Source organism: Hydrogenophaga intermedia (genome assembly GCF_000723405.1).
GTDB lineage: Bacteria > Pseudomonadota > Gammaproteobacteria > Burkholderiales > Burkholderiaceae_C > Hydrogenophaga > Hydrogenophaga intermedia.
Genome location: NZ_CCAE010000001.1, coordinates 170,730 through 189,220, shown reverse-complemented (window position 1 = coordinate 189,220; position 18,491 = coordinate 170,730). Strand labels below are relative to the sequence as shown.

The window sequence follows — 18,491 nt, the reverse complement described above, 5'->3', positions numbered from 1 at the left end:
AGAATCTCTGGAATCCTTGGGATTCTATGAAACGCCTTTCGACGCTTCTGGGGTTGGTGCTGACCGCGTCCCTCGTGCACGCCGCCTCGCCAGCCCTCTCCGCCCCGGCGGTCCAGTCTTTCACCCTCGCCAACGGCATGTCGCTGATCGTGCGGCCCGACCACCGAGCGCCCACGGCGGTGCACATGCTGTGGGTGCGCGTCGGCGCCATCGATGAGGTCGACGGCACCTCCGGCGTGGCGCACGCGCTCGAACACATGATGTTCAAGGGCAGCGCGGCCCTCAAGCCCGGCGAGTTCTCCGAGCGCGTCGCCGCGTTGGGCGGGCGCCAGAACGCCTTCACCAGCCGCGACGCCACCGCGTACCACGAGCAGGTGCCGGCCGAGCGGCTGGAAGAGGTGATGGCGCTCAATGCCGATCGCTTCGCCACCAACCAGTGGCCCGACATCGAATTCACGCGCGAGATCGAGGTGATCAAGGAAGAACGGCGCCAGCGCACCGAGGAGTCGCCGCGCGCGCGCCTGTTCGAAGCCTTCAACGCCATGGTGTGGCAGGCCAGCCCGTACCGGCGGCCCATCATCGGCTGGATGAGCGACATCGACGCGATGACACCCCAGGACGTGCGCGACTTCCACCAGCGTTGGTACGTGCCGGCCAACGCGGCCGTGGTGGTGGCGGGCGACGTGGACCCGCAGCGCGTGCTTGAGATCGCGGAGCGCACCTACGGGCGCATCCCCGTGCACGCCGTGCCCACGCGCAAGCCGCGCACGGAGCCGCCGCAGCACGGGCCGCGCCGCCTGGAATACCGCGCCGTGGCCGACCAGGGCCTGGTGGTGCTGGCCTGGCACGCGCCCCGCTACACCGGCGGCGACGACGAGGCCAGCCGCGATGCGCTGGCGCTCGCCGTGCTCTCGGGCGTGCTCGATGGCTACAGCGGTGCGCGCCTGGAGCGCGCGTTGGTGCAGGGCCAGGGTACGGGCGGCAAGCGCATCGCCGACAGCGCCAGTTCGGGCTATGGGCTGATGGGCCGCGGGCCGCAGGTGTTCACCGCCTCCGCTGTGCCGGCGCGCGGCGTCACGGCAGAGATGGCGATCGGCGCACTCAAGGCGGAGATCGAGCGCATCGCGCGCGAGGGTGTCAACGCCGAGGAACTGCAGCGCGTGAAGACGCAATGGACCGCGTCCGAGGTCTACAAGCTCGACTCGGTGTTCAACCAGGCGCAGGAGCAGGGCACGTACTGGCTCAATGGCTTGCCCACGGATGCCGGCGAGCGTCTGATGGCGGGCCTGCAGGCCGTGACGGCCGAGCGGGTGCGCGCGGTGGCGCAGCGCTACTTCATCGATCGCACGCTCAACACGGGCGTGCTGGTGCCCCAGGCGCGGGCGGCGGAGGGCGCGCAATGAGGCATTGGCCAACGGTGAAGCGTGCGCTGGCCGCAACGGGCCTGGCGCTGGTCGCGGGCGTGGCCTCGGCCGCCATCCCCATCGAGCATTGGGTGCACCCCAGCGGCACGCGGGTGTACCTGGTGAACAGCCCGACCATTCCCATGGTCGACGTACAGATGGACTTCGACGGCGGCAGCCGGCGCGAGCCGGCCGCGCAGGCGGGGCTGGCCAATGCGGTGGCGGGCTTGATGGACGGCGGCGTAGGTGCCTACGAAGGCCAGCCCGCGCGCGACGAAAACGCCCTGGCCGCGGCCTGGGTGGACCTGGGCGCCGAGTTCGGTGCGAGCGCGGGCAGCGACCGCTTCTCGGTGCAACTGCGCAGCCTCACCGATCCAGCCATCCTCTCGCGCGCCGTGGCGCTGGCGGCGCAGCAACTGGCCCGGCCCACCTGGCCCGAGGCCGTGTGGCAACGCGACCGCGAGCGCGCATCGGCCGCGCTGCGCGAAGCGCTCAACCGGCCGCCCACGGTGGCCAGCCAGGCCTTCGGGCGCGCCGTGTACGGCGACCACCCTTACGGGCGTTTCACCACGCCCGAGACCCTTGCTGCGATCCGTGTGGATGACATGCGCGCCTTCTACCGCCGCCACATCACCGCCTGCCGCGCGCAGGTGGTGATGGTGGGCGCCGTGGACCGCGCGGGCGCCGAGCGCATCGTCGATGCGATGGTGCGCGCCATCGCGCCGCATGGCTGCGCCGCGTTGCCGCCCGTGCCGGAGGTGAAACCCCTGAGCGCCGCCTCGGTGCAGCGCCTGCCCATGGCTGCCGCGCAGGCGCAGGTGCTGATCGGCCAACCCGGCATCAAGCGGGACGACCCGGACTTCTTTCCGCTCTTTGTGGGCAACCACATCCTCGGCGGCAGCGGGTTCACCTCTCGCCTGACGATCGAGGTGCGCGAGAAGCGCGGCCTCACGTACGGCGTGTACAGCTATTTCTCGCCGGGCCGCCACGCGGGGGCCTTCCAGATCGGGCTCAACACGCGGCCGGACCAGGCCGACGAGGCCGTGCGCGTGGTGCGCGACACGCTTGCGGGCTACATCGCCGAAGGCCCGAGCGAAGCTGAACTGCAAGCCGCCAAGGACTACCTCATCAACGGCTTCGCACTGCGCTTTGACAGCAACCGCAAGCTGCTCGACAACGTGGTCAACATTGGCTGGAACGGCTTGCCGCTGGACTACCTGGACACCTGGACGCAACGCGTGCGCGCGCTGACGGTGGACGAGGTGCGCCGTGCGATGCAGCGTGTCGTCAAGCCGGACCGATTGGCCACCGTCGTGGTGGGAGCCCGGCCCTGAGGGCACACGGTTAAGCTCGCCGGCATGAAGAAGCCCGCCGGTGCCCCGCCGCAGGAAGTCCGCCTCCTGGGTGGGCAATGGAAACGCAGCAAGCTGCCCGTGGCCGATCGGCCGGGGCTGCGACCCACGCCCTCGCGCGTGCGCGAAACCCTGTTCAACTGGCTGGGGCAGGACCTCACGGGCTGGCGTGGCCTCGACGCTTTTGCGGGCACGGGCGCGTTGGGCTTCGAGGCCGCCTCTCGCGGCGCGCGCGAGGTGGTGATGGTGGAGCAGGATCCCACGCTCGTGGTGCAACTCCAGACCATCCGCACGCGCCTGAAAGCCGAGGCGGTGCGCGTTCAGCGCGGTGATGGCCTGGCGGCCCTGCGCGCGGCGGCGGGGCAGGGTCTGGACGTTGTCTTTCTCGATCCGCCCTTCGATGCGGTGAATCTGTTCGAGCCCGCGCTGCGCGCCGCGCGCGAGGCGGTGTCGGCCGAAGGCTTCGTCTACCTGGAAGCCCCGCGTCCCTGGGTCGAAGCGGATCTGGCGCCCCTGGGCCTGAGCCTGCACCGGCACGGCCGCGCAGGCGCCGTGGCCTTTCACCTGTTGCACCCGGCCCTGCCCGGCGCCACGGGATAATGCCCCCCATGCCCGAGACCTCCGCCCGCACTGCCGTTTACAGCGGCACCTTCGACCCGATCACGCTCGGCCACGAGGACGTGATGCGCCGCGCCGCCGGCCTGTTCGACGAGGTCATCGTGGCCGTGGCGGTGGCCCATCACAAGAAAACGCAGTTCACCCTGAACGAGCGCCTGGCGATGGTGGCGGAGGCTGCCGGTCGACTGCCGGGCCGCGTGCGCGCCTTGCCCTTCGACGGTCTGATCATGGACTTCTGCCGCGAGCACGGCGCACACGCCGTGGTGCGCGGCATCCGCAACATCACCGACTTCGACTACGAAGCGCAGATGGCGGCGATGAACCGAAAGTTGCACCCTGCAGTGGAAACGGTGTTCCTGCTGCCGCAGGCCGATCTGCAGTGCATCAGCAGCACCCTCGTGCGCGAGATCGCCAAGCTCGGCGGCGACGTGTCGGCCATGGTGGACCCATCGGTGGCCGCGCGGCTCGAGCCGCCACCGCCCTTGCAGGCCTGAGGGGATCGCCATGGCGCTGATGATCACCGACGAATGCATCAATTGCGACGTCTGCGAGCCCGAGTGCCCGAACCAGGCGATCTCCATGGGCGAGGAGATCTACCAGATCGACCCCGGGCGCTGCACCGAATGCGTGGGGCACTTCGAAGAGCCCCAGTGCGTGCAGGTCTGCCCGGTATCCTGCATTCCGGTGGACCCGGCGCACATCGAATCGAAAGAGACGCTGTGGCAGAAGTACCAGCGCCTGCAGAAGGCCGGTCAAGGCTTGTCGTCGGCCTCGGGTGAGGCGCCGGCCGCCTGAGCGGGGGTGGTCGATGCTGGCGCGGCGGGCCGCGGCGGCTTGGGCCGGGGCGGTTTGCTGGTGTGGATCAGCGCGGTGGCCTTGTCCATCTCACCCGCGATCAGGTGGGGCAGGGCCCTGAGGCTGCGGTCCACGGTCTGCTCGATGGCGATGCGGTCGTCGGGCGAGGGCTTCTTGAGCACCCAGTTCGCCACCTCGTTCTTGTTGCCCGGGTGGCCGATGCCCAGGCGCAGGCGCCAGTAGTCGGCACCGATCTGCGCGTGGATGTCGCGCAGACCGTTGTGGCCCGCGTGGCCGCCGCCCTTCTTCAGCTTGGCCTCGCCCGGGGGCAGGTCCAGCTCGTCGTGCACCACCAGCACCTCCTCCGGTGCGATCTTGAAGAAGCGGGCGAGCGCGCCCACCGACTTGCCCGACAGGTTCATGAAGGTCTGCGGCTCCAGCAGCCAGACCGACTGCCCGCCGACGTTGGCGCGCGCCACCAGGCCGAAATGCGAGCGCTCCATCTGCAGCGAGGCCTTGAGCAGGCGCGCGGCCTCATCCACCCACCAGAAACCGGCGTTGTGGCGCGTTGCCTCGTACTCGGGGCCCGGGTTGCCCAGGCCGACGATGAGCTTGATCATAGAGAGAGATTGTCCCAAAAGAAAAGGCCCGCGCGGGGCGGGCCTTGTTCGGGGCGAGGCGAAGAATTACTTCTTGCCTTTGCCTTTCTTTTTGTCGTCGGCGGGCGCGGCGGCGACGGGTGCTGCCACCACTTCTTCCACCGGCTCCACCACGGTCGCGACCGTGATGTCCTTGCGGCCGTGGGTGACGATCTTCACGCCCTTGGGCAGCTTGATGTCGCCGGCGTGCACGGTGGCGCCCTTGGTGACCTGGCTCAGGTCCACGGTGATGTTCTCGGGCAACTGGGTGGCCAGGCACTCGATCTCGATCTCGTTGATCACGTGGTTGACCAGGCACTTGTCGAGCTTGACCGCAGGCGATTCTTCAGCGCCGGTGAAGTGCAGCGGCACTTTCTTGCGCAGGCGTGTCTTGTCGTCCACGCGCTGGAAGTCCACGTGCAGCACCTGCGGCTTGAAGGGGTGGTACTGCACATCGCGCAGCAGCACTTTTTCAACCTTGCCGCCGAGCTCCATGTCGAGGATGGAGGCGTGGAAGGCTTCCTTCTTCAGGGCGTGCCACAGCGCGTTGTGATCGAGTTCGATCGAGACGGGGGCGGCGGTGCCACCAAAAACGATACCGGGCGCGCGACCGGTGATGCGCAGACGGCGGCTCGCACCCGTACCCTGCTTGGCGCGCTCAAAAGCGACGAATTGCATGACTGACTCCAATTGAGGGGTTCCGCGACCAGAACGCCTCGGGTTGATGAAGGCCGCCTCGCGGCGGCCGGATATTGATCGCTGATCAGAACAAGTTGTCCTGATCGGCGAACAAACTGATGACCGACTCGCCCGAGGCAATGCGCGCGATCGACTCGGCGATCAGCGGGGCCACGGAAACTTGCCGGATCTTGCCGCAGGCCTGGGCGGACTGCGACAGGGGGATGGTGTTGGTGACGACCACCTCGTCGAGCGCGCTGCCCTTGGCGATGCGCTCGATGGCGGGGCCCGAGAAGATGGGGTGCGTGCAGTAGGCGTAGACCTTCTTGGCGCCGCGCTCCTTGAGCACCTCGGCCGCCTTCACAAGGGTGCCGGCGGTGTCGATCATGTCGTCCATGATCACGCAGTTGCGGCCCTCGATGTCGCCGATCACGTGCATGACTTCGGACACGTTGGCCTTGGGGCGGCGCTTGTCGATGATGGCCATGTCGCAGTTGAGCTGCTTGGCCAGCGCGCGCGCGCGCACCACGCCGCCCACGTCGGGCGAGACCACCAGCAGGTCTTCGTAGTTCTTGGTGCGCAGGTCGCCCAGCAGCACGGGCGAGGCGTAGATGTTGTCGACCGGGATGTCGAAGAAGCCCTGAATCTGGTCGGCGTGCAGGTCCATGGTGAGCACGCGCTGGACGCCCACGGTCTGCAGCATGTTGGCCACGACCTTGGCGCTGATCGGCACGCGGCTGGAGCGCGGGCGGCGGTCTTGGCGGGCGTAGCCGTAGTAGGGGATGACCGCGGAGATGCGCTCGGCCGAGGCGCGCTTGAGCGCGTCGACCATGATGAGCAGCTCCATCAGGTTCTCGTTCGTGGGCGCGCAGGTGGACTGCACGACGAACACGTGGCGGGCGCGCACGTTCTGGGTGATTTCGACGGTGACCTCACCGTCGGAGAAGCGGCCCACGGTGGCCGCGCCGAGCTGCGTGCCCAGGTGTTGGGCGATCTCGGATGCCAGCACGGGATTCGCGTTGCCGGTGAAGATCATGTAATCCGGGGGCTGAACTTGCATGGCATTCCCAGCGGTCTGGCGGCCACCGGCGGGGCCGCGATCAAAAAACAACGGCCATCAACGATGGCCAGTGTGTGTGATGTCAGAAAAACGGTGGCAGGGGAGGAAGGACTCGAACCCTCGCATGCCGGAATCAAAATCCGGTGCCTTGACCAACTTGGCGACTCCCCTACACAGGAGGTCCGTGCCAATGTCACGAACCACCGAATTGTCGCAGGTTGCACAACCGTTGCGCCGTCTGGCGTGCAGGCTTTCAGCCGTCGCACCAATCGAGCAATGGATGGACATCCATGTTGCTGCAGACCCGCACCTGCCAGGACGCTGGCGCCGGGCTGAGGACCTGATTCCTGGCGCATGGTGCGAACACCGCTGTTCCGGAACCGGTCATGCGCCCCGACAGACCTTGGTCTGCCAGCCAGTGAATGGCTTCACCGACTTCGGGGCACAGGGCCCGTGCCACCGGCTCCAGATCGTTGTGACCGAAGGTCATCATCGATTCGAGGTTGCCGTTTGCAGCAAAGCCTTGGATTGTAGCAGTTTCCGTGTCCCGTTTGAGCGAAGGCTCGGCAAAGATGCGTGGCGTGGACGCGCCACCGGGTGGCTTGATCAGCACCAGGTGGCCGCGAGGCAATTCGATGGGGGTCAGTCGTTCGCCGATGCCCTCGACCCAGGCGTGGCGCCCGCCGATGAAGAAGGGCACGTCGGCGCCCAGCGTGAGCCCGATGCGCGCCAGCGCGTCGCGCCGCAGGTCCAGGCCCCACAGGCGGTTGAGCGCAAGCAGTGTGGTGGCGGCGTCGGACGAGCCGCCGCCCAGGCCGGCCTGGGTGGGCAGGCGTTTGTCGAGCGTGATGCGCACGCCGTGGGCGCATCCCGTGGCTTGGCGCAGCGCTCGCGCGGCGCGCACGCAGAGATCGTCCTCGGGCAACTCGCCGGGTGTGCTGTCCACGCGCTCGATTGCGCCGTTGTCCAGTCGCTCGAAGTGCAAGTGGTCGCACCAGTCGATGAGCATGAACACGGACTGCAGCTCGTGATAGCCGTCGTCGCGGCGGCCCACAATGTGCAGGAACAGGTTGACTTTGGCCAGCGCGGGAACGTCGTACAGCGCGTTCATGGCTGCTCGAAGACGAGGCGCAACTCGGCCGAGGGCAGGGGCTGCTCGCGCCGCGCCACCAGGCGGCCGTTGGCGTGCGCCGACAGATCGACGCGCCAGCCACCAGCCTGGGCGTCCCGGCCCTGGAGCCAGTCGAACATGGCCAGCACCGGCAAGGGGGCGCCGCTGAGTTCGGTGGTGAGTGCGTCGAGGCTGTCGCGGCGCGTGGTCTCGTTGCCGCGTTGCAGCTCGGCGCCCTGCGTCGACCAGCGCACCGTGGCCAGGGTCTGTCCCAGTGCGGAACTGAGCTGGAGTTCACCCTGGGTCGCGCTGCCGCGCAGGTCGAACAGGGCTGAGAAGGCTTGTGACGGCGTGCTGTCCACGCGCAGGGCGAGCCTGCCGGACCAGGCGGCTTCGCCGGGCAGGCGGGGCCGTGGTGTGGCGCAGCCGGCGAGGCCGGCTGCCAGGGTGATGACGACCGTGCGGCGGGTGAGGGGGGGGCGCAGGCTCACGGCTCGACGTTGAGTCGCTTGAGCGTGCTCTTCAGCGTTTCGTTGTCGCTGGCGAGTGCGAGGCCTTCGCGCCAGATGCGGCGTGCCTCGTCGCGCGCTCCCTTGGTCCAGAGCACCTCGCCCAGGTGGGCGGCGATCTCCGGGTCGGGGCGCTTGCCGTAGGCGTCGCGCAGGATGCCGAGCGCGCGTTCGGTGTTGCCGAGCCGGAATTCGACCCAGCCCAGGCTGTCCTGGATGTAGGCGTCGTCCGGCGCCATGGACACGGCCTTTTCGATGAGCTGCTTGGCCTCGGGCAGGCGCTCGTTGCGGTCGGCCAGGGAGTAGCCGAGCGCGTTGTAGGCGTGGTGGTGGTCGGGCTTGGCGGCGATGAGCTCGCGCAGCAGGCGCTCCATCTCGGCGGGCATGCCCGCCCGGTCACCCATCATGGCCTGTTCGTAGAGCAGGTCCGGGTCGTCGGGGAAGCGCTGGACCGCTTCGCCGTAGACCTGATAGGCCTCGCGCCAGGCCTTGAATTCGCGCAGCAACTGGGCCTCGCTGATCAGTTTGAGGCGCGCGTCGTCGGGACGGCGCTCGGGCTGGCTGCGCAGCAGTGCGCGGGCCTCGTCGAGGCGGCCCTGGCGCGCCAGCACCGAGGCGCGGCGCAACTGCGCGGCCATGATTTCCTCGGGGTTGTCGATGCGGTCGAGCCAGGCGTTCGCGGCGACGAAATCCTGCTGCTTCTCGGCGATTTCGGCCTTGAGCAGGTAGGCCTGCGTGAGGCCGCGGCGCACGCGCTCGTCTTTGGCGTCGCGGGCGAGCTGCAGGTAGGTGTCGAGCGAGACGTTGGCGGCGGGCAGCGCGTTGTCCCGCACCTGCAGCATGCCCAGCAGCAGCCAGGGGTCGGCCTGCTGCGGTGCCTGGGTGGTCAGGCGCTCCAGCTGCACGCGCGCGTCGCGCAAGCGGCCCAGATCAAGCAGCACGCGTGCGTAGGCGGTGGCGATGGCCGTGTCCTGCGGGTCTTTCGCCCGCGCGGCGTCGATGTGCTGTCGCACCACCGGTTCGGTGTCGGCTTGACCGCGTTCGAGCAACTCCAGCGCGAGCAGGGCCGGGTAGGGCGACGCCGGGTCCGCCGCGTGGCCGCGTCGCACGGCGTCGGTGGCGGCCACAGGGCGGTCGAGGTCGAGTTCGAGCCGGCCGATGGTGGCCCAGGCGGCACCGGCATGGGCGGGCTGGGTCAGGAAGGGGGTCAATGCCTCGCGGGCGGCGGCGAGTACCAAGGCCTTGTCCGTGGCGCGCGCGTACATCTGAGGGATGGCCGCGATGGCGCTGTTGCGCTCTTCTGCCGGCGTGGCCTGCAGCACGGCGCGCAGGGGTTGCGCCGTTTCGCTCACGCGCCCCAGCGACAGCAGCGTAAGCAGCGTGAACCGGTTGGCGTCGGCGTCGCCGGGGATATCGCGCGCCCAGGTGTTCGCGGCGGCCAGCGCGGCATCCACCTGGCGGGACTGCAGTGCGACCTCGACGGCCCGCCGGAAGAGCTCGGGGTTCTTCTCCCGCTGGGCTGCTTCGAGGATGAGCGAGTAGCCCGCGCCGGGGTCGCCCCCGCGCACATTGAGCTCACCGAGCAGCAGTTGGTAGAACAGCGGGGCGTCGAGCGGGGAACTGGTGACCGAAGGTTTCAGCGGACTCTGCGCCAGCGCCGCCGGGCTGGCCAGGACGCCGGTGCAGGCCAGCGCCACCAGCGAGCGACGAAGACGTGAATGCAGCGGCAGGGGTTTCATCGGGTCATGATAATTGAAGGGTTCAAGGCCTTTGTGTCTTGATCCAAAGACCCCGGCGCGTGTTCCCCGCGCCCCAATTTCCGCCCCATCACCGTGCCCGAATTGCCCGAAGTCGAGGTCACCCGACGCAGCTTTGCCGACCGCATCGCCGGGGGGACGGTGCGCGGCGTGGCGCTGGGCAAGCCACTGCGCTGGCCGCTGGGTGTCGAGCCCGACGCGCTGGTCGGCCAGTGCGTGCGCTCGGTCGGTCGGCGAGGCAAGTACCTGCTGATGGAACTGGACGGGGGTTGGTTGCTGCTGCACCTGGGCATGTCGGGCAGCCTGCAATTCGCGCCGGTGCTGCCGCCCGCCGGCCCGCATGACCACTTCGAACTCGACACCAGCCGGGGGCGGCTGCGCCTGCACGATCCCCGTCGCTTCGGTGCGGTGGTGCATGTTCCGTCGCTCGATCACCCACGTGCCGTGCGCTTGCTGGGCGGCCTGGGCGTGGAGCCGCTGGAGGCGGGCTTCGATCCGGTGCGTTTTCACCAGGCCTTGCGCCTGCGGCGTGCGCCCATCAAGCAGGTGCTGCTGGCCGGCGACATCGTGGTGGGCGTGGGCAACATCTACGCCAGCGAGGCGCTGTTTCGCGCCGGTATCCGCCCCACCACGCGGGCCGACCGCATCAGCGGTCCGCGCGCCGCGCGCTTGCATGGCGCCATCGTGGACGTGTTGCAGCGCGCGCTGGCACTGGGCGGCAGCACGCTTCGCGATTTCTTGAGCGCCGAAGGGCAGAGCGGCTATTTCCAGCTCGACGCCATGGTGTACGACCGCGCCGGCCAGCCCTGCCGGCAGTGCACCACGGCGATCCGCACCATTCGGCAAGGTCAACGTTCGACCTACTTCTGCCCGCTCTGCCAGGCCCGTTGACCATGCGTCCGCGATGGGCGGCCTCGCTATGGGGTGGGTGCTATATTGGTCGATCGCCCGAAAGACATTGCCGCATGAATTTCATTCAAGCCTTCGATCAACACGGCGCCTGGCGCAAGCAGTTCGCGCTGCGCCTGAAGCTGCTGTCCGAATGGCTGGCCGACCACGAGCTGATGGAGCCGGGCATCCGAGAGCGGCTCGATCAGCTCCACGCCCAGATCAAGAACGACAAGATCACCGTCGCCTTCGTGGCCGAGTTCTCGCGCGGCAAGTCCGAGCTCATCAACGCGGTGTTCTTCGCGGGTTACGGCCGTCGCATCATGCCGGCCAGCGCGGGGCGCACCACGATGTGCCCCACCGAACTGGCCTACGACGCCGAGCTGCCGCCCTGCCTGCGCCTGCTGCCCATCGAGACGCGCCTGCAGCCGCAGTCCCTGCTCGACTGGCGCAACGCGCCCGCCAAGTGGGAGCGAGTCGACCTCGATGTGAACGACCCGAAGCAACTGGCCAAGGCCATCCAGAAGGTGTCCGAGGTGCGGCACGTGCCCGTGGACGAGGCGCGTGCCCTGGGCTTCTGGCACGACGAGGTGCCCGAGGACAACCCGCTGCCCGGCCCCGACGGCCTGATCGAGGTGCCGCGCTGGCGCCACGCGCTCATCAACATGGCGCATCCGCTGCTCAAGCAGGGACTGGTCATTCTCGACACCCCTGGCCTCAACGCCATTGGGGCCGAGCCTGAACTCACCGTGAGCCTGCTCCCCCAGGCGCATGCAGTGGTGTTCATCCTGGCGGCCGACACCGGCGTGACCAAATCCGATCTGGGCATCTGGCGCCAACACCTGGCCACGCTGGGCGACGGCCAGGCCTCTCGCCTGGTGGTGCTCAACAAGATCGACACCATGTGGGACGCGCTGAGCTCGCCCGAGCAAGTGCAACTGCAGATCGCCGCGCAACGCGCCGATTCGGCCGAGATCCTGGGTGTGCCGCAATCGCAGGTGCTGGCGGTGTCGGCGCAGAAGGGCCTGCTCGCCAAGGTCAACCGCGACGACGAGCTGCTCAAGGCCAGCCAATTGCTCGATCTGGAGCGCGCGCTGAGCGAGGGCCTGCTGGGCCAGCGCCGCCGCATCCTGGGCTCAGCGGTGGCCGCCGGGGTGGAGGCCCTGCGCGGCGAGGCCGGTCGCATGGTGCATTCGCGCCTGCGCGATCTGGTCGAGCAGATCCAGGAACTCGACGGCCTGCGTGGCAAGAACGCGGGCGTGATCAAGCAGATGCGCCTGCGCATCGAGCAGGAGCAGGCCGACTTCGACGCCAGCGGCGCCAAGATCCAGGCCGTGCGCTCGGTGCACCTGCGCCTGCTGAAAGACCTGTTCGCGCTGCTGAGTCCCTCGCACTTGAAGGCCGAGGTCTCCACGCTGGCGCGCCAGCTCAAGAGCCCCGGCATCAAGCTCGGCGTGCGCCGCGCCTACGACAGTACCTTCAACCGCCTGCGCGACGACCTGACCCACGCCGACGAGATGGCCGGCGAGATCCAGTCGATGCTCGAGGGCAGTTTCAAGAACCTCAACGCCGAATACGGTTTCTCGCTGCAGGCGCCGTCGTCGCCCCAGTTGGCTCTGTACCGCAAGGACCTCGACCTCATCGAGAAGAGCCACCTGCAGTACCTCAGTCTGGGCAATGCGTTGCGCCTGGCGCAACCCGAGTTCGCCGAGCGGCTGGCGCGCGCGCTCATGAGCCGCCTGCGCGTGGTCTACGAGACGGCGGTCAACGAGGTGGAACTCTGGAACAAATCGGCCGCCGCCCAGCTCGACGCGCAACTGCGTGAGCGGCGCCGCAACTTCACGCGCCGCATTGAGGCGGTCTCGCGCATCCAGCAGGCCGCCAGCGGACTTGACGAGCGCATCCGCGAGCTGCAGACGCAGCAGGCCGCGCTGAACCAGCTCGAGATCAAGTTCGAGGAACTCACCGCGCATCTGCTGGCGGCGCCCGCCGAGGAACCCGCCGAAGCCCTGGCGGCATGACGGACCTGCCCGCGGAATTTGCGCCGCGACTCATCCACTGGCAGCGCCACGCCGGGCGCCACGGCCTGCCCTGGCAGGGCACGCGCGACCCCTACCGCGTCTGGCTCTCCGAGATCATGCTGCAGCAGACGCAGGTGTCCACCGTGCTGGCGTATTACGCGCGCTTCCTGGACCACTTTCCCGATGTGGCTGCTTTGGCGGCGGCGCCCATCGACGAGGTGATGGCCCTGTGGAGCGGGCTGGGCTACTACAGCCGTGCGCGCAATCTGCACCGCTGCGCGCAGGCGGTGGTGGCTGAACACGGTGGACGCTTTCCCGCCACGGCAAGGGAGCTCGAAACCCTGCCCGGCATCGGCGCGTCCACGGCGGCGGCCATCGCCGCGTTCTGTTTCGGCGAGCGCGTGTCCATCGTCGATGGCAATGTCAAGCGCGTGCTCGCCCGATTGCTGGCCTTCGAGGGTGACGTGGGCCAGGCGGCGAGCCAGCGCGCGATGTGGGACCTGGCACAGCGCCTGCTGCCGGCCGAAGTCGAGCACGACGACATGCGCGCCTACACCCAGGGCCTGATGGACCTGGGAGCCACCGTGTGCACGCGCACCCGGCCACGTTGCGAGGCTTGCCCCGCCAGCGAACTCTGCGAGGCGCTGAAGCGGCAGGACATCGCCAGATACCCGGTGAAGGCGCGCCGCGCACAGCGGCGCTTCGAGCGCTGGTGGCTGCTGTTTGCCATCCGCGGGGACCAGGTGTGGTTGCAGCGCCGACCGGCGCCCGGCATCTGGGCGGGGCTGCACGCGCCTGCGGTGTTCACGAGCGAGGAGGCGATGCAGGTCGTGTCACCCGCCGATTGGCCATCGCGCTGGATCGCGACCGACGCCGTAGCCCACGCGCTCACGCACCGCGAACTGCAGTTGCTGCCGCACTGGGTGGCGGTAGAGGGGGTGCCGGCCGACTGGGTCGGTGAGTGGGTGAGCCTGTCGGCGCTGGCGTCTGTGGGGCTGCCCGCGCCGGTGCGAAGCCTGCTGTCCGGCGACTGGGCGACTCAGGTCCTCGACCAGTAGTCGGCCTCGCGGTGGCGCACGCGCGCCACCCAGTCTCCACCGAAAAACGCGGCCAGGCGCTCCACCAGAAACACGGACCGGTGTTGGCCGCCGGTGCAGCCGATCGCCACGGTGACGTAGTTGCGGTGGTCGCGCTCCATGTGGGGCAACCAGTGCTGAAGAAAGCCGCGTATCTGGTCTTCCATGGCCAGCACGTCGGGGCTGGCCTCCAGGAAACGCGCCACCAGCGCGTCGCGCCCCGTCAGTGGCTTGAGCAGTGGCTCGTAGTGCGGGTTGGGCAGCATGCGCACGTCGAACACGAAGTCGGCGTCCATGGGAATGCCGCGCTTGAACGCGAAGGACTCGAACACCAGGGTCATGGGCGTGCGCGTCGCGCCCACGAGTTCCTTGACCTGACTGCGCAACTGGGCAGCGCGCGTGAGGCTGGTGTCGAGCACCAGGGCCTGTTCGCGCAGCTCGGCCAGCAGCTCGCGCTCGTACTCGATGGCGTCGGTCAGCGCACGGCGCTGGTCATCGGTTTCCTCCAGCGACAGCGGGTGAAGGCGACGCGTCTCGGAAAAACGCCGCACCAGGGTGTCGGTGGTGGAGTCGAGGAACAGCGTGGTGAGTTGCACGTCGCGCGAGCGCAGCGCGGCCAGGCGCCGGGGCAGGCCGGGCAGCGACTTGGCGCTGCGCACGTCCATGGCGATGGCGACCTTGCGCAGTCGGTCGTGGCGGTCGAGGTCGATGAAGGCCTCGAGCAGCTCGGGTGGCAGGTTGTCCACGCAATAGAAGCCCAGGTCTTCCAGCGCGTTGAGTGCCACCGACTTGCCCGAGCCGGACATGCCCGTGATGACGACGAGTTCGGTGGTGGCGGGGGCGTTGTCCATCAGGCCGACAGGAGTTCGCGCGCGTGCGCGAGAGAGATTTCGGAGCGTTCGTTGCCGCCGAGCATGCGCGCCAGTTCGCGCACGCGCGGCTCGGTGTCGATGGCCTGCACGGTGCTCAGGGTCTGCTGGCCCTGGCGCCGCTTGGCCACGAGCAGGTGGTGGTCAGCGCAGGCGGCCACCTGGGCCAGGTGCGTTACCGCCAGCACCTGGCGGTCCTGGCCGAGCTGGCGCAGCATCTGGCCCACCGTGTGTGCCACGGCGCCGCCGATGCCGGCGTCTACCTCGTCGAAGATCAGGGTGGGCGCCTGGCCGAGCCGGCTGGTGACCACCGAGATGGCCAGGGCGATGCGGGAGAGCTCACCGCCTGAGGCCACCTTGGCCACCGGCTTGGGCGTGCTGCCAGCGTGGCCGGCAACGCGGAATTCCACCTGCTCCAGCCCGTGCGACTGGGGCTCGGCCAGCGGGGGCAGGGCCACCTCGAAGCGGCCGCCCTGCATGCCCAGGGTCTGCATGGCCTCGGTCACGGCATCGCCCAGGCGCGGCGCAGCCTTCTGTCGCTGGCGGCTGACAGCACGCGCTGCCTGGTCGAAGGCCGCGCGAGCGGCGGCCTCGCGCCGCTCGAGTGAGGCGAGGTCGAGCGTGTCGTTGATCTGCTGCAGATCACGTGTCCACTGCGCGTGCAGCGTGGGCAATTCCTCCGGCGTGGTGCGGTAGCGTCGCGATAGGGACAACCACAGCGCCAGCCGTTCGTCCAGCGCAGCGAGGGCCGAAGGATCCAGTTCGACGTGGCGCTGGTGTTGATGCAACTCGTGCACGGCGTCCTGCACTTGTGCCAGCGCGCTTTCCAGCGAATCGATGGTCTGCGCGAAAGCCGGCTCTATGTGCGCCTGCGCCTGCAGCGCCGCGATGGCGCGGCTGAGCAGGCTGGCCGCGCTGTCGTCCTGCTCGTCCAGTACCTGCACGGCGCTCTCGGCGGCGTCGAGCAAGGCCTGGGCGTTGGCCAGTCGGCCATGTCGGGTGTTCAATTCATCCCATTCGCCGGCCTGCGGGCCTAGCTTGTCGACCTCGCCGATCTGCCAGGCCAGGCGCTCGCTGTCCTGGCGCGCGGCGTCCTGCCGTTCGCGCGCCTCGCGCAGGGTAATGGCGGCCTGTCGCCAGGCGGACCACGCAGCATTCAAGCCCGAGGCGTCCACGCCCGCGTAGGCGTCGAGCAGTTCGCGCACCGCTTCCGGCCGCGTGAGGCTTTGCCAGGCGTGCTGGCCATGGATGTCGACCAGCGCATCGGCCGCCGCACGCAGCTGCGTGAGCGTGGCCGCGCTGCCGTTGATCCAGGCGCGGCTGCGACCGTCCGTGTCGATCGTGCGGCGCAGCAGCAGCACCTCGTCGTCGGTGAAGCCCTGCTCATCGAGCCAGGGGCGCAGCACTTCGGGCCGGTCGAACTCGGCCGCGATCTCACAACGAGGCGCGCCCTCGCGCACCACACCCGCGTCGCCGCGCGCGCCCAGCGCCAGCTGCAGCGCGTCGATGAGGATGGACTTGCCGGCGCCGGTTTCGCCCGTGAGCACGCCGAAGCCGCTGGCCAGTTCCAGGTCCAGCGAAGTGACGATGACGAAGTCGCGCAGGACGATGCGTCGGAGGCTCATGGCAGGGTAGGGTCGTGGAAGATGTCGCCGGACTCAGGCACCTTCGTTCCAGTGCAGCTTGCGGCGCAGCGTGTCGAAGTAGTTCCAGCCGACCGGGTGCAGCAGCCGCAGCGCGTGTTCCGAGCGCTTCACCACGATACGGTCGCCGTGCAACAGGCTTGTGAAGGTCTGCATGTCGAAGTTCGCGCTCGCGTCGCGGCCATTGACCAACTCCAGTGCGATCTCGCAATGCGCGGGCAGCACCACCGGGCGGTTGGACAGCGTGTGCGGTGCGATCGGCACCATCACCCAGCCGCCGATGCTCGGGTGCAGCAGCGGCCCGCCGGCCGACAGGGCGTAGGCCGTGGAGCCGGTGGGGGACGCGATGATCAGGCCGTCGGCTCGCTGGTTGGCCACGAAGCGGCCGTCCACCTCCACGCGCAGTTCGATCATGCTGGCCACCGCGCCGCGGTTGACGACCACGTCGTTGAGGGCCGTCGCTTCGTACACGCACTGCCCGTCGCGCCAGACGCTCGCGGCCATCAGCGCGCGGGCTTCTTCCTGGTATTCGCCGCGCAGGATGGGGCACAGGGCTTCGCGGTAATCGTCGAAGGCGATGTCGGTGATGAAGCCCAGCCGGCCCTGGTTGATGCCCACCAGCGGCACGCCCTGGCGCGCCATCTGCCGGCCGATGCCCAGCAGCGTGCCGTCGCCGCCGATGACCAGCGCCAGTTGCGCGTGTCTGCCGATGCCGGGAACGTCGAGCGAGGGGTAGTCCGTCAACCCCGTGTTCTGCGCGGTCTGCTCTTCCAGCGACACCTCGCAGCCCTGCGCGTGCAGGAACTGGGCGATCTCGTCGACCACGTGCCGCGCGCCCGGCGCCTGGTACTTGCCCACGATGGCCACGTGGGCGAAGCGCAAAGGGCGTTTCGCGGCGGGTGTCGTGGCGAGGGGATCCAGCGGGGCATTCATGCGCAAATTACATCACACGGTGCTGCGCTCCACGCGGGCTCCGGCCGGGTTGGACACGGCCTGCCGAGGCTTTCCTTAGAATGATCCGGATGATGGACGACCGCGCGAAGTTGCTGCTCAAGGCGCTGGTGGAGCGCTACATCGCCGATGGGCAACCGGTGGGCTCGCGCACGCTGGCCCGGGCCGCCGGCCTGGACCTCTCGCCCGCGACCATCCGCAACGTCATGAGTGACCTGGAGGAGTTGGGCCTGATCGCCAGCCCTCACACCTCTGCCGGCCGCATTCCCACCGCGCGGGGCTACCGGCTCTTCGTCGACACCATGCTCACCGTGCGCCGCGAAGAGATGCCCCGCGTCGCCGAGTTCGGCGTGCCGGGGGTGGAGTCTCCGCAACGCGTCATCAGCCAGGCCGCCCACCTGCTGTCCAGCCTGTCGCAGTTCGTGGGCGTGGTAATGGCACCGCGCCGCAGTTCGGTGTTCCGGCACATTGAGTTCCTGAGCCTGTCCGAGCGCCGCGTGCTGGTGATCATCGTCTCGCCCGATGGCGAAGTGCAGAACCGCATCGTCCAGACCCAGGCCAACTTCACGCAATCGCAGCTGGTGGAGGCCGCCAATTTCCTCAACATGCATTACGCGGGCCTCACGATCGAGGCCGTGCGCGAGCGCCTTACCACCGAACTGGACGCGCTGCGCGGGGAGATCGCCGACCTGATGAAGCAAGCCGTGGACATCGGCGCCCAGCCCGCCGAGCAGGACGGGGTGGTGGTGGCCGGAGAGCGCAACCTGTTGTCGGTGAGCGAGTTCAGCAGCGACCTCGGCAACCTGCGGCGTCTGTTCGATCTGTTCGAACAGAAGACTCAGCTCGTGCGCCTGCTCGACGTGTCGAACCAGGCCGACGGTGTGCGCATCTACATCGGCGGCGAAAGCCAGGTCGTGCCGTTCGAGGACCTGTCGGTGGTGACCGCGCCCTACGAGGTGGATGGGCAGGTCGTCGGCACGCTGGGCGTCATCGGCCCGCAGCGCATGCCTTATGACCGCATGATCCAGATCGTGGACGTGACAGCCAAGTTGGTGAGTAACGCTCTCAGCCACACGAAGTAGATACCCGCGGACGGTGCCCACCTACAATCGCGCGCTCGGG

18 protein-coding genes and 1 tRNA gene are annotated in these 18,491 nt (G+C 68.8%); 9 read left to right on the top strand and 10 right to left on the bottom strand.

Annotated elements, in window-relative coordinates:
- Window positions 1-26: 26 nt before the first annotated feature.
- The 5 genes from BN948_RS00950 to BN948_RS00930 are packed head-to-tail and all read left to right on the top strand — an operon-like array spanning window position 27 to window position 4,168.
- Window positions 27-1,403: a M16 family metallopeptidase gene (locus BN948_RS00950; RefSeq protein WP_009519895.1), complete on the top strand. Its 1,377-nt coding sequence runs from the start codon at window positions 27-29 to the stop codon at window positions 1,401-1,403.
- The gene (locus BN948_RS00945; RefSeq protein WP_009519896.1) at window positions 1,400-2,737 is read left to right on the top strand and encodes a M16 family metallopeptidase; all 1,338 of its coding nucleotides are present in this window, start codon (window positions 1,400-1,402) and stop codon (window positions 2,735-2,737) included. The genes BN948_RS00950 and BN948_RS00945 overlap by 4 nt, the downstream gene beginning before the upstream one ends.
- A 24-nt stretch (window positions 2,738-2,761) precedes the next feature.
- Window positions 2,762-3,355: a 16S rRNA (guanine(966)-N(2))-methyltransferase RsmD gene (gene rsmD, locus BN948_RS26485; RefSeq protein ID WP_009519897.1), complete on the top strand. Its 594-nt coding sequence runs from the start codon at window positions 2,762-2,764 to the stop codon at window positions 3,353-3,355.
- Window positions 3,355-3,867 (top strand): pantetheine-phosphate adenylyltransferase, encoded by a 513-nt coding sequence (gene coaD, locus BN948_RS00935; protein ID WP_009519898.1) that lies wholly within the window; start codon window positions 3,355-3,357, stop codon window positions 3,865-3,867. The genes rsmD and coaD overlap by 1 nt, the downstream gene beginning before the upstream one ends.
- A 10-nt stretch (window positions 3,868-3,877) precedes the next feature.
- Window positions 3,878-4,168, top strand: a complete 291-nt coding sequence (locus tag BN948_RS00930) for a YfhL family 4Fe-4S dicluster ferredoxin (RefSeq protein WP_009519899.1) — start codon at window positions 3,878-3,880, stop codon at window positions 4,166-4,168.
- Here BN948_RS00930 and pth read toward each other — a convergent pair.
- From pth to BN948_RS00895, 7 genes are all read right to left on the bottom strand, one after another.
- The gene (gene pth, locus BN948_RS00925) at window positions 4,126-4,788 is read right to left on the bottom strand and encodes an aminoacyl-tRNA hydrolase (protein WP_009519900.1); all 663 of its coding nucleotides are present in this window, start codon (window positions 4,786-4,788) and stop codon (window positions 4,126-4,128) included. The two genes, BN948_RS00930 and pth, sit on opposite strands and share 43 nt — an antisense overlap.
- A 66-nt stretch (window positions 4,789-4,854) precedes the next feature.
- Window positions 4,855-5,484, bottom strand: a complete 630-nt coding sequence (locus tag BN948_RS00920) for a 50S ribosomal protein L25/general stress protein Ctc (RefSeq protein WP_009519901.1) — start codon at window positions 5,482-5,484, stop codon at window positions 4,855-4,857.
- Window positions 5,485-5,569: 85 nt separating this feature from the next.
- Entirely contained in the window at window positions 5,570-6,544 is a 975-nt protein-coding gene (locus tag BN948_RS00915; protein ID WP_009519902.1) for a ribose-phosphate pyrophosphokinase, read from the bottom strand.
- A gap of 94 nt (window positions 6,545-6,638) precedes the next feature.
- Window positions 6,639-6,715, bottom strand: a tRNA-Gln gene (locus tag BN948_RS00910).
- Between the two features lie 82 nt (window positions 6,716-6,797).
- Window positions 6,798-7,655, bottom strand: coding sequence for a 4-(cytidine 5'-diphospho)-2-C-methyl-D-erythritol kinase (ispE, locus tag BN948_RS00905; protein ID WP_009519903.1), 858 nt, complete (start codon window positions 7,653-7,655; stop codon window positions 6,798-6,800).
- A complete protein-coding gene (locus BN948_RS00900) occupies window positions 7,652-8,146 on the bottom strand; it encodes a lipoprotein insertase outer membrane protein LolB (RefSeq protein ID WP_009519904.1) in 495 nt (164 codons plus the stop codon). The genes ispE and BN948_RS00900 overlap by 4 nt, the downstream gene beginning before the upstream one ends.
- The gene (locus BN948_RS00895) at window positions 8,143-9,903 is read right to left on the bottom strand and encodes a tetratricopeptide repeat protein (RefSeq protein ID WP_009519905.1); all 1,761 of its coding nucleotides are present in this window, start codon (window positions 9,901-9,903) and stop codon (window positions 8,143-8,145) included. Before BN948_RS00895 ends, BN948_RS00900 begins: the two co-directional genes overlap by 4 nt.
- 93 nt (window positions 9,904-9,996) lie before the next feature.
- On the opposite strand from BN948_RS00895, the gene mutM reads away from it, so the two are divergent.
- The 3 genes from mutM (at window position 9,997) to mutY (ending at window position 13,888) form a co-directional block, all read left to right on the top strand.
- Entirely contained in the window at window positions 9,997-10,812 is an 816-nt protein-coding gene (gene mutM / locus BN948_RS00890) for a bifunctional DNA-formamidopyrimidine glycosylase/DNA-(apurinic or apyrimidinic site) lyase (protein WP_009519906.1), read from the top strand.
- A 74-nt stretch (window positions 10,813-10,886) separates the two neighbouring features.
- Window positions 10,887-12,830, top strand: coding sequence for a dynamin family protein (locus tag BN948_RS00885; RefSeq protein ID WP_009519907.1), 1,944 nt, complete (start codon window positions 10,887-10,889; stop codon window positions 12,828-12,830).
- Window positions 12,827-13,888, top strand: a complete 1,062-nt coding sequence (gene mutY, locus BN948_RS00880; RefSeq protein WP_009519908.1) for an A/G-specific adenine glycosylase — start codon at window positions 12,827-12,829, stop codon at window positions 13,886-13,888. Before BN948_RS00885 ends, mutY begins: the two co-directional genes overlap by 4 nt.
- Here mutY and rapZ read toward each other — a convergent pair.
- The 3 genes from rapZ to BN948_RS00865 are packed head-to-tail and all read right to left on the bottom strand — an operon-like array spanning window position 13,870 to window position 17,351.
- A complete protein-coding gene (rapZ, locus tag BN948_RS00875) occupies window positions 13,870-14,757 on the bottom strand; it encodes an RNase adapter RapZ (protein WP_035620005.1) in 888 nt (295 codons plus the stop codon). The genes mutY and rapZ overlap by 19 nt on opposite strands.
- Window positions 14,757-16,400, bottom strand: a complete 1,644-nt coding sequence (gene recN / locus BN948_RS00870; RefSeq protein WP_009519910.1) for a DNA repair protein RecN — start codon at window positions 16,398-16,400, stop codon at window positions 14,757-14,759. Before recN ends, rapZ begins: the two co-directional genes overlap by 1 nt.
- 33 nt (window positions 16,401-16,433) lie before the next feature.
- The gene (locus BN948_RS00865; protein ID WP_009519911.1) at window positions 16,434-17,351 is read right to left on the bottom strand and encodes an NAD kinase; all 918 of its coding nucleotides are present in this window, start codon (window positions 17,349-17,351) and stop codon (window positions 16,434-16,436) included.
- An 89-nt stretch (window positions 17,352-17,440) separates the two neighbouring features.
- Here BN948_RS00865 and hrcA point away from each other — a divergent pair, with 89 nt between their 5' ends.
- Complete coding sequence (gene hrcA, locus BN948_RS00860; protein WP_035620003.1) at window positions 17,441-18,451, top strand: heat-inducible transcriptional repressor HrcA; 1,011 nt, start codon at window positions 17,441-17,443, stop codon at window positions 18,449-18,451.
- Window positions 18,452-18,491: the final 40 nt, after the last annotated feature.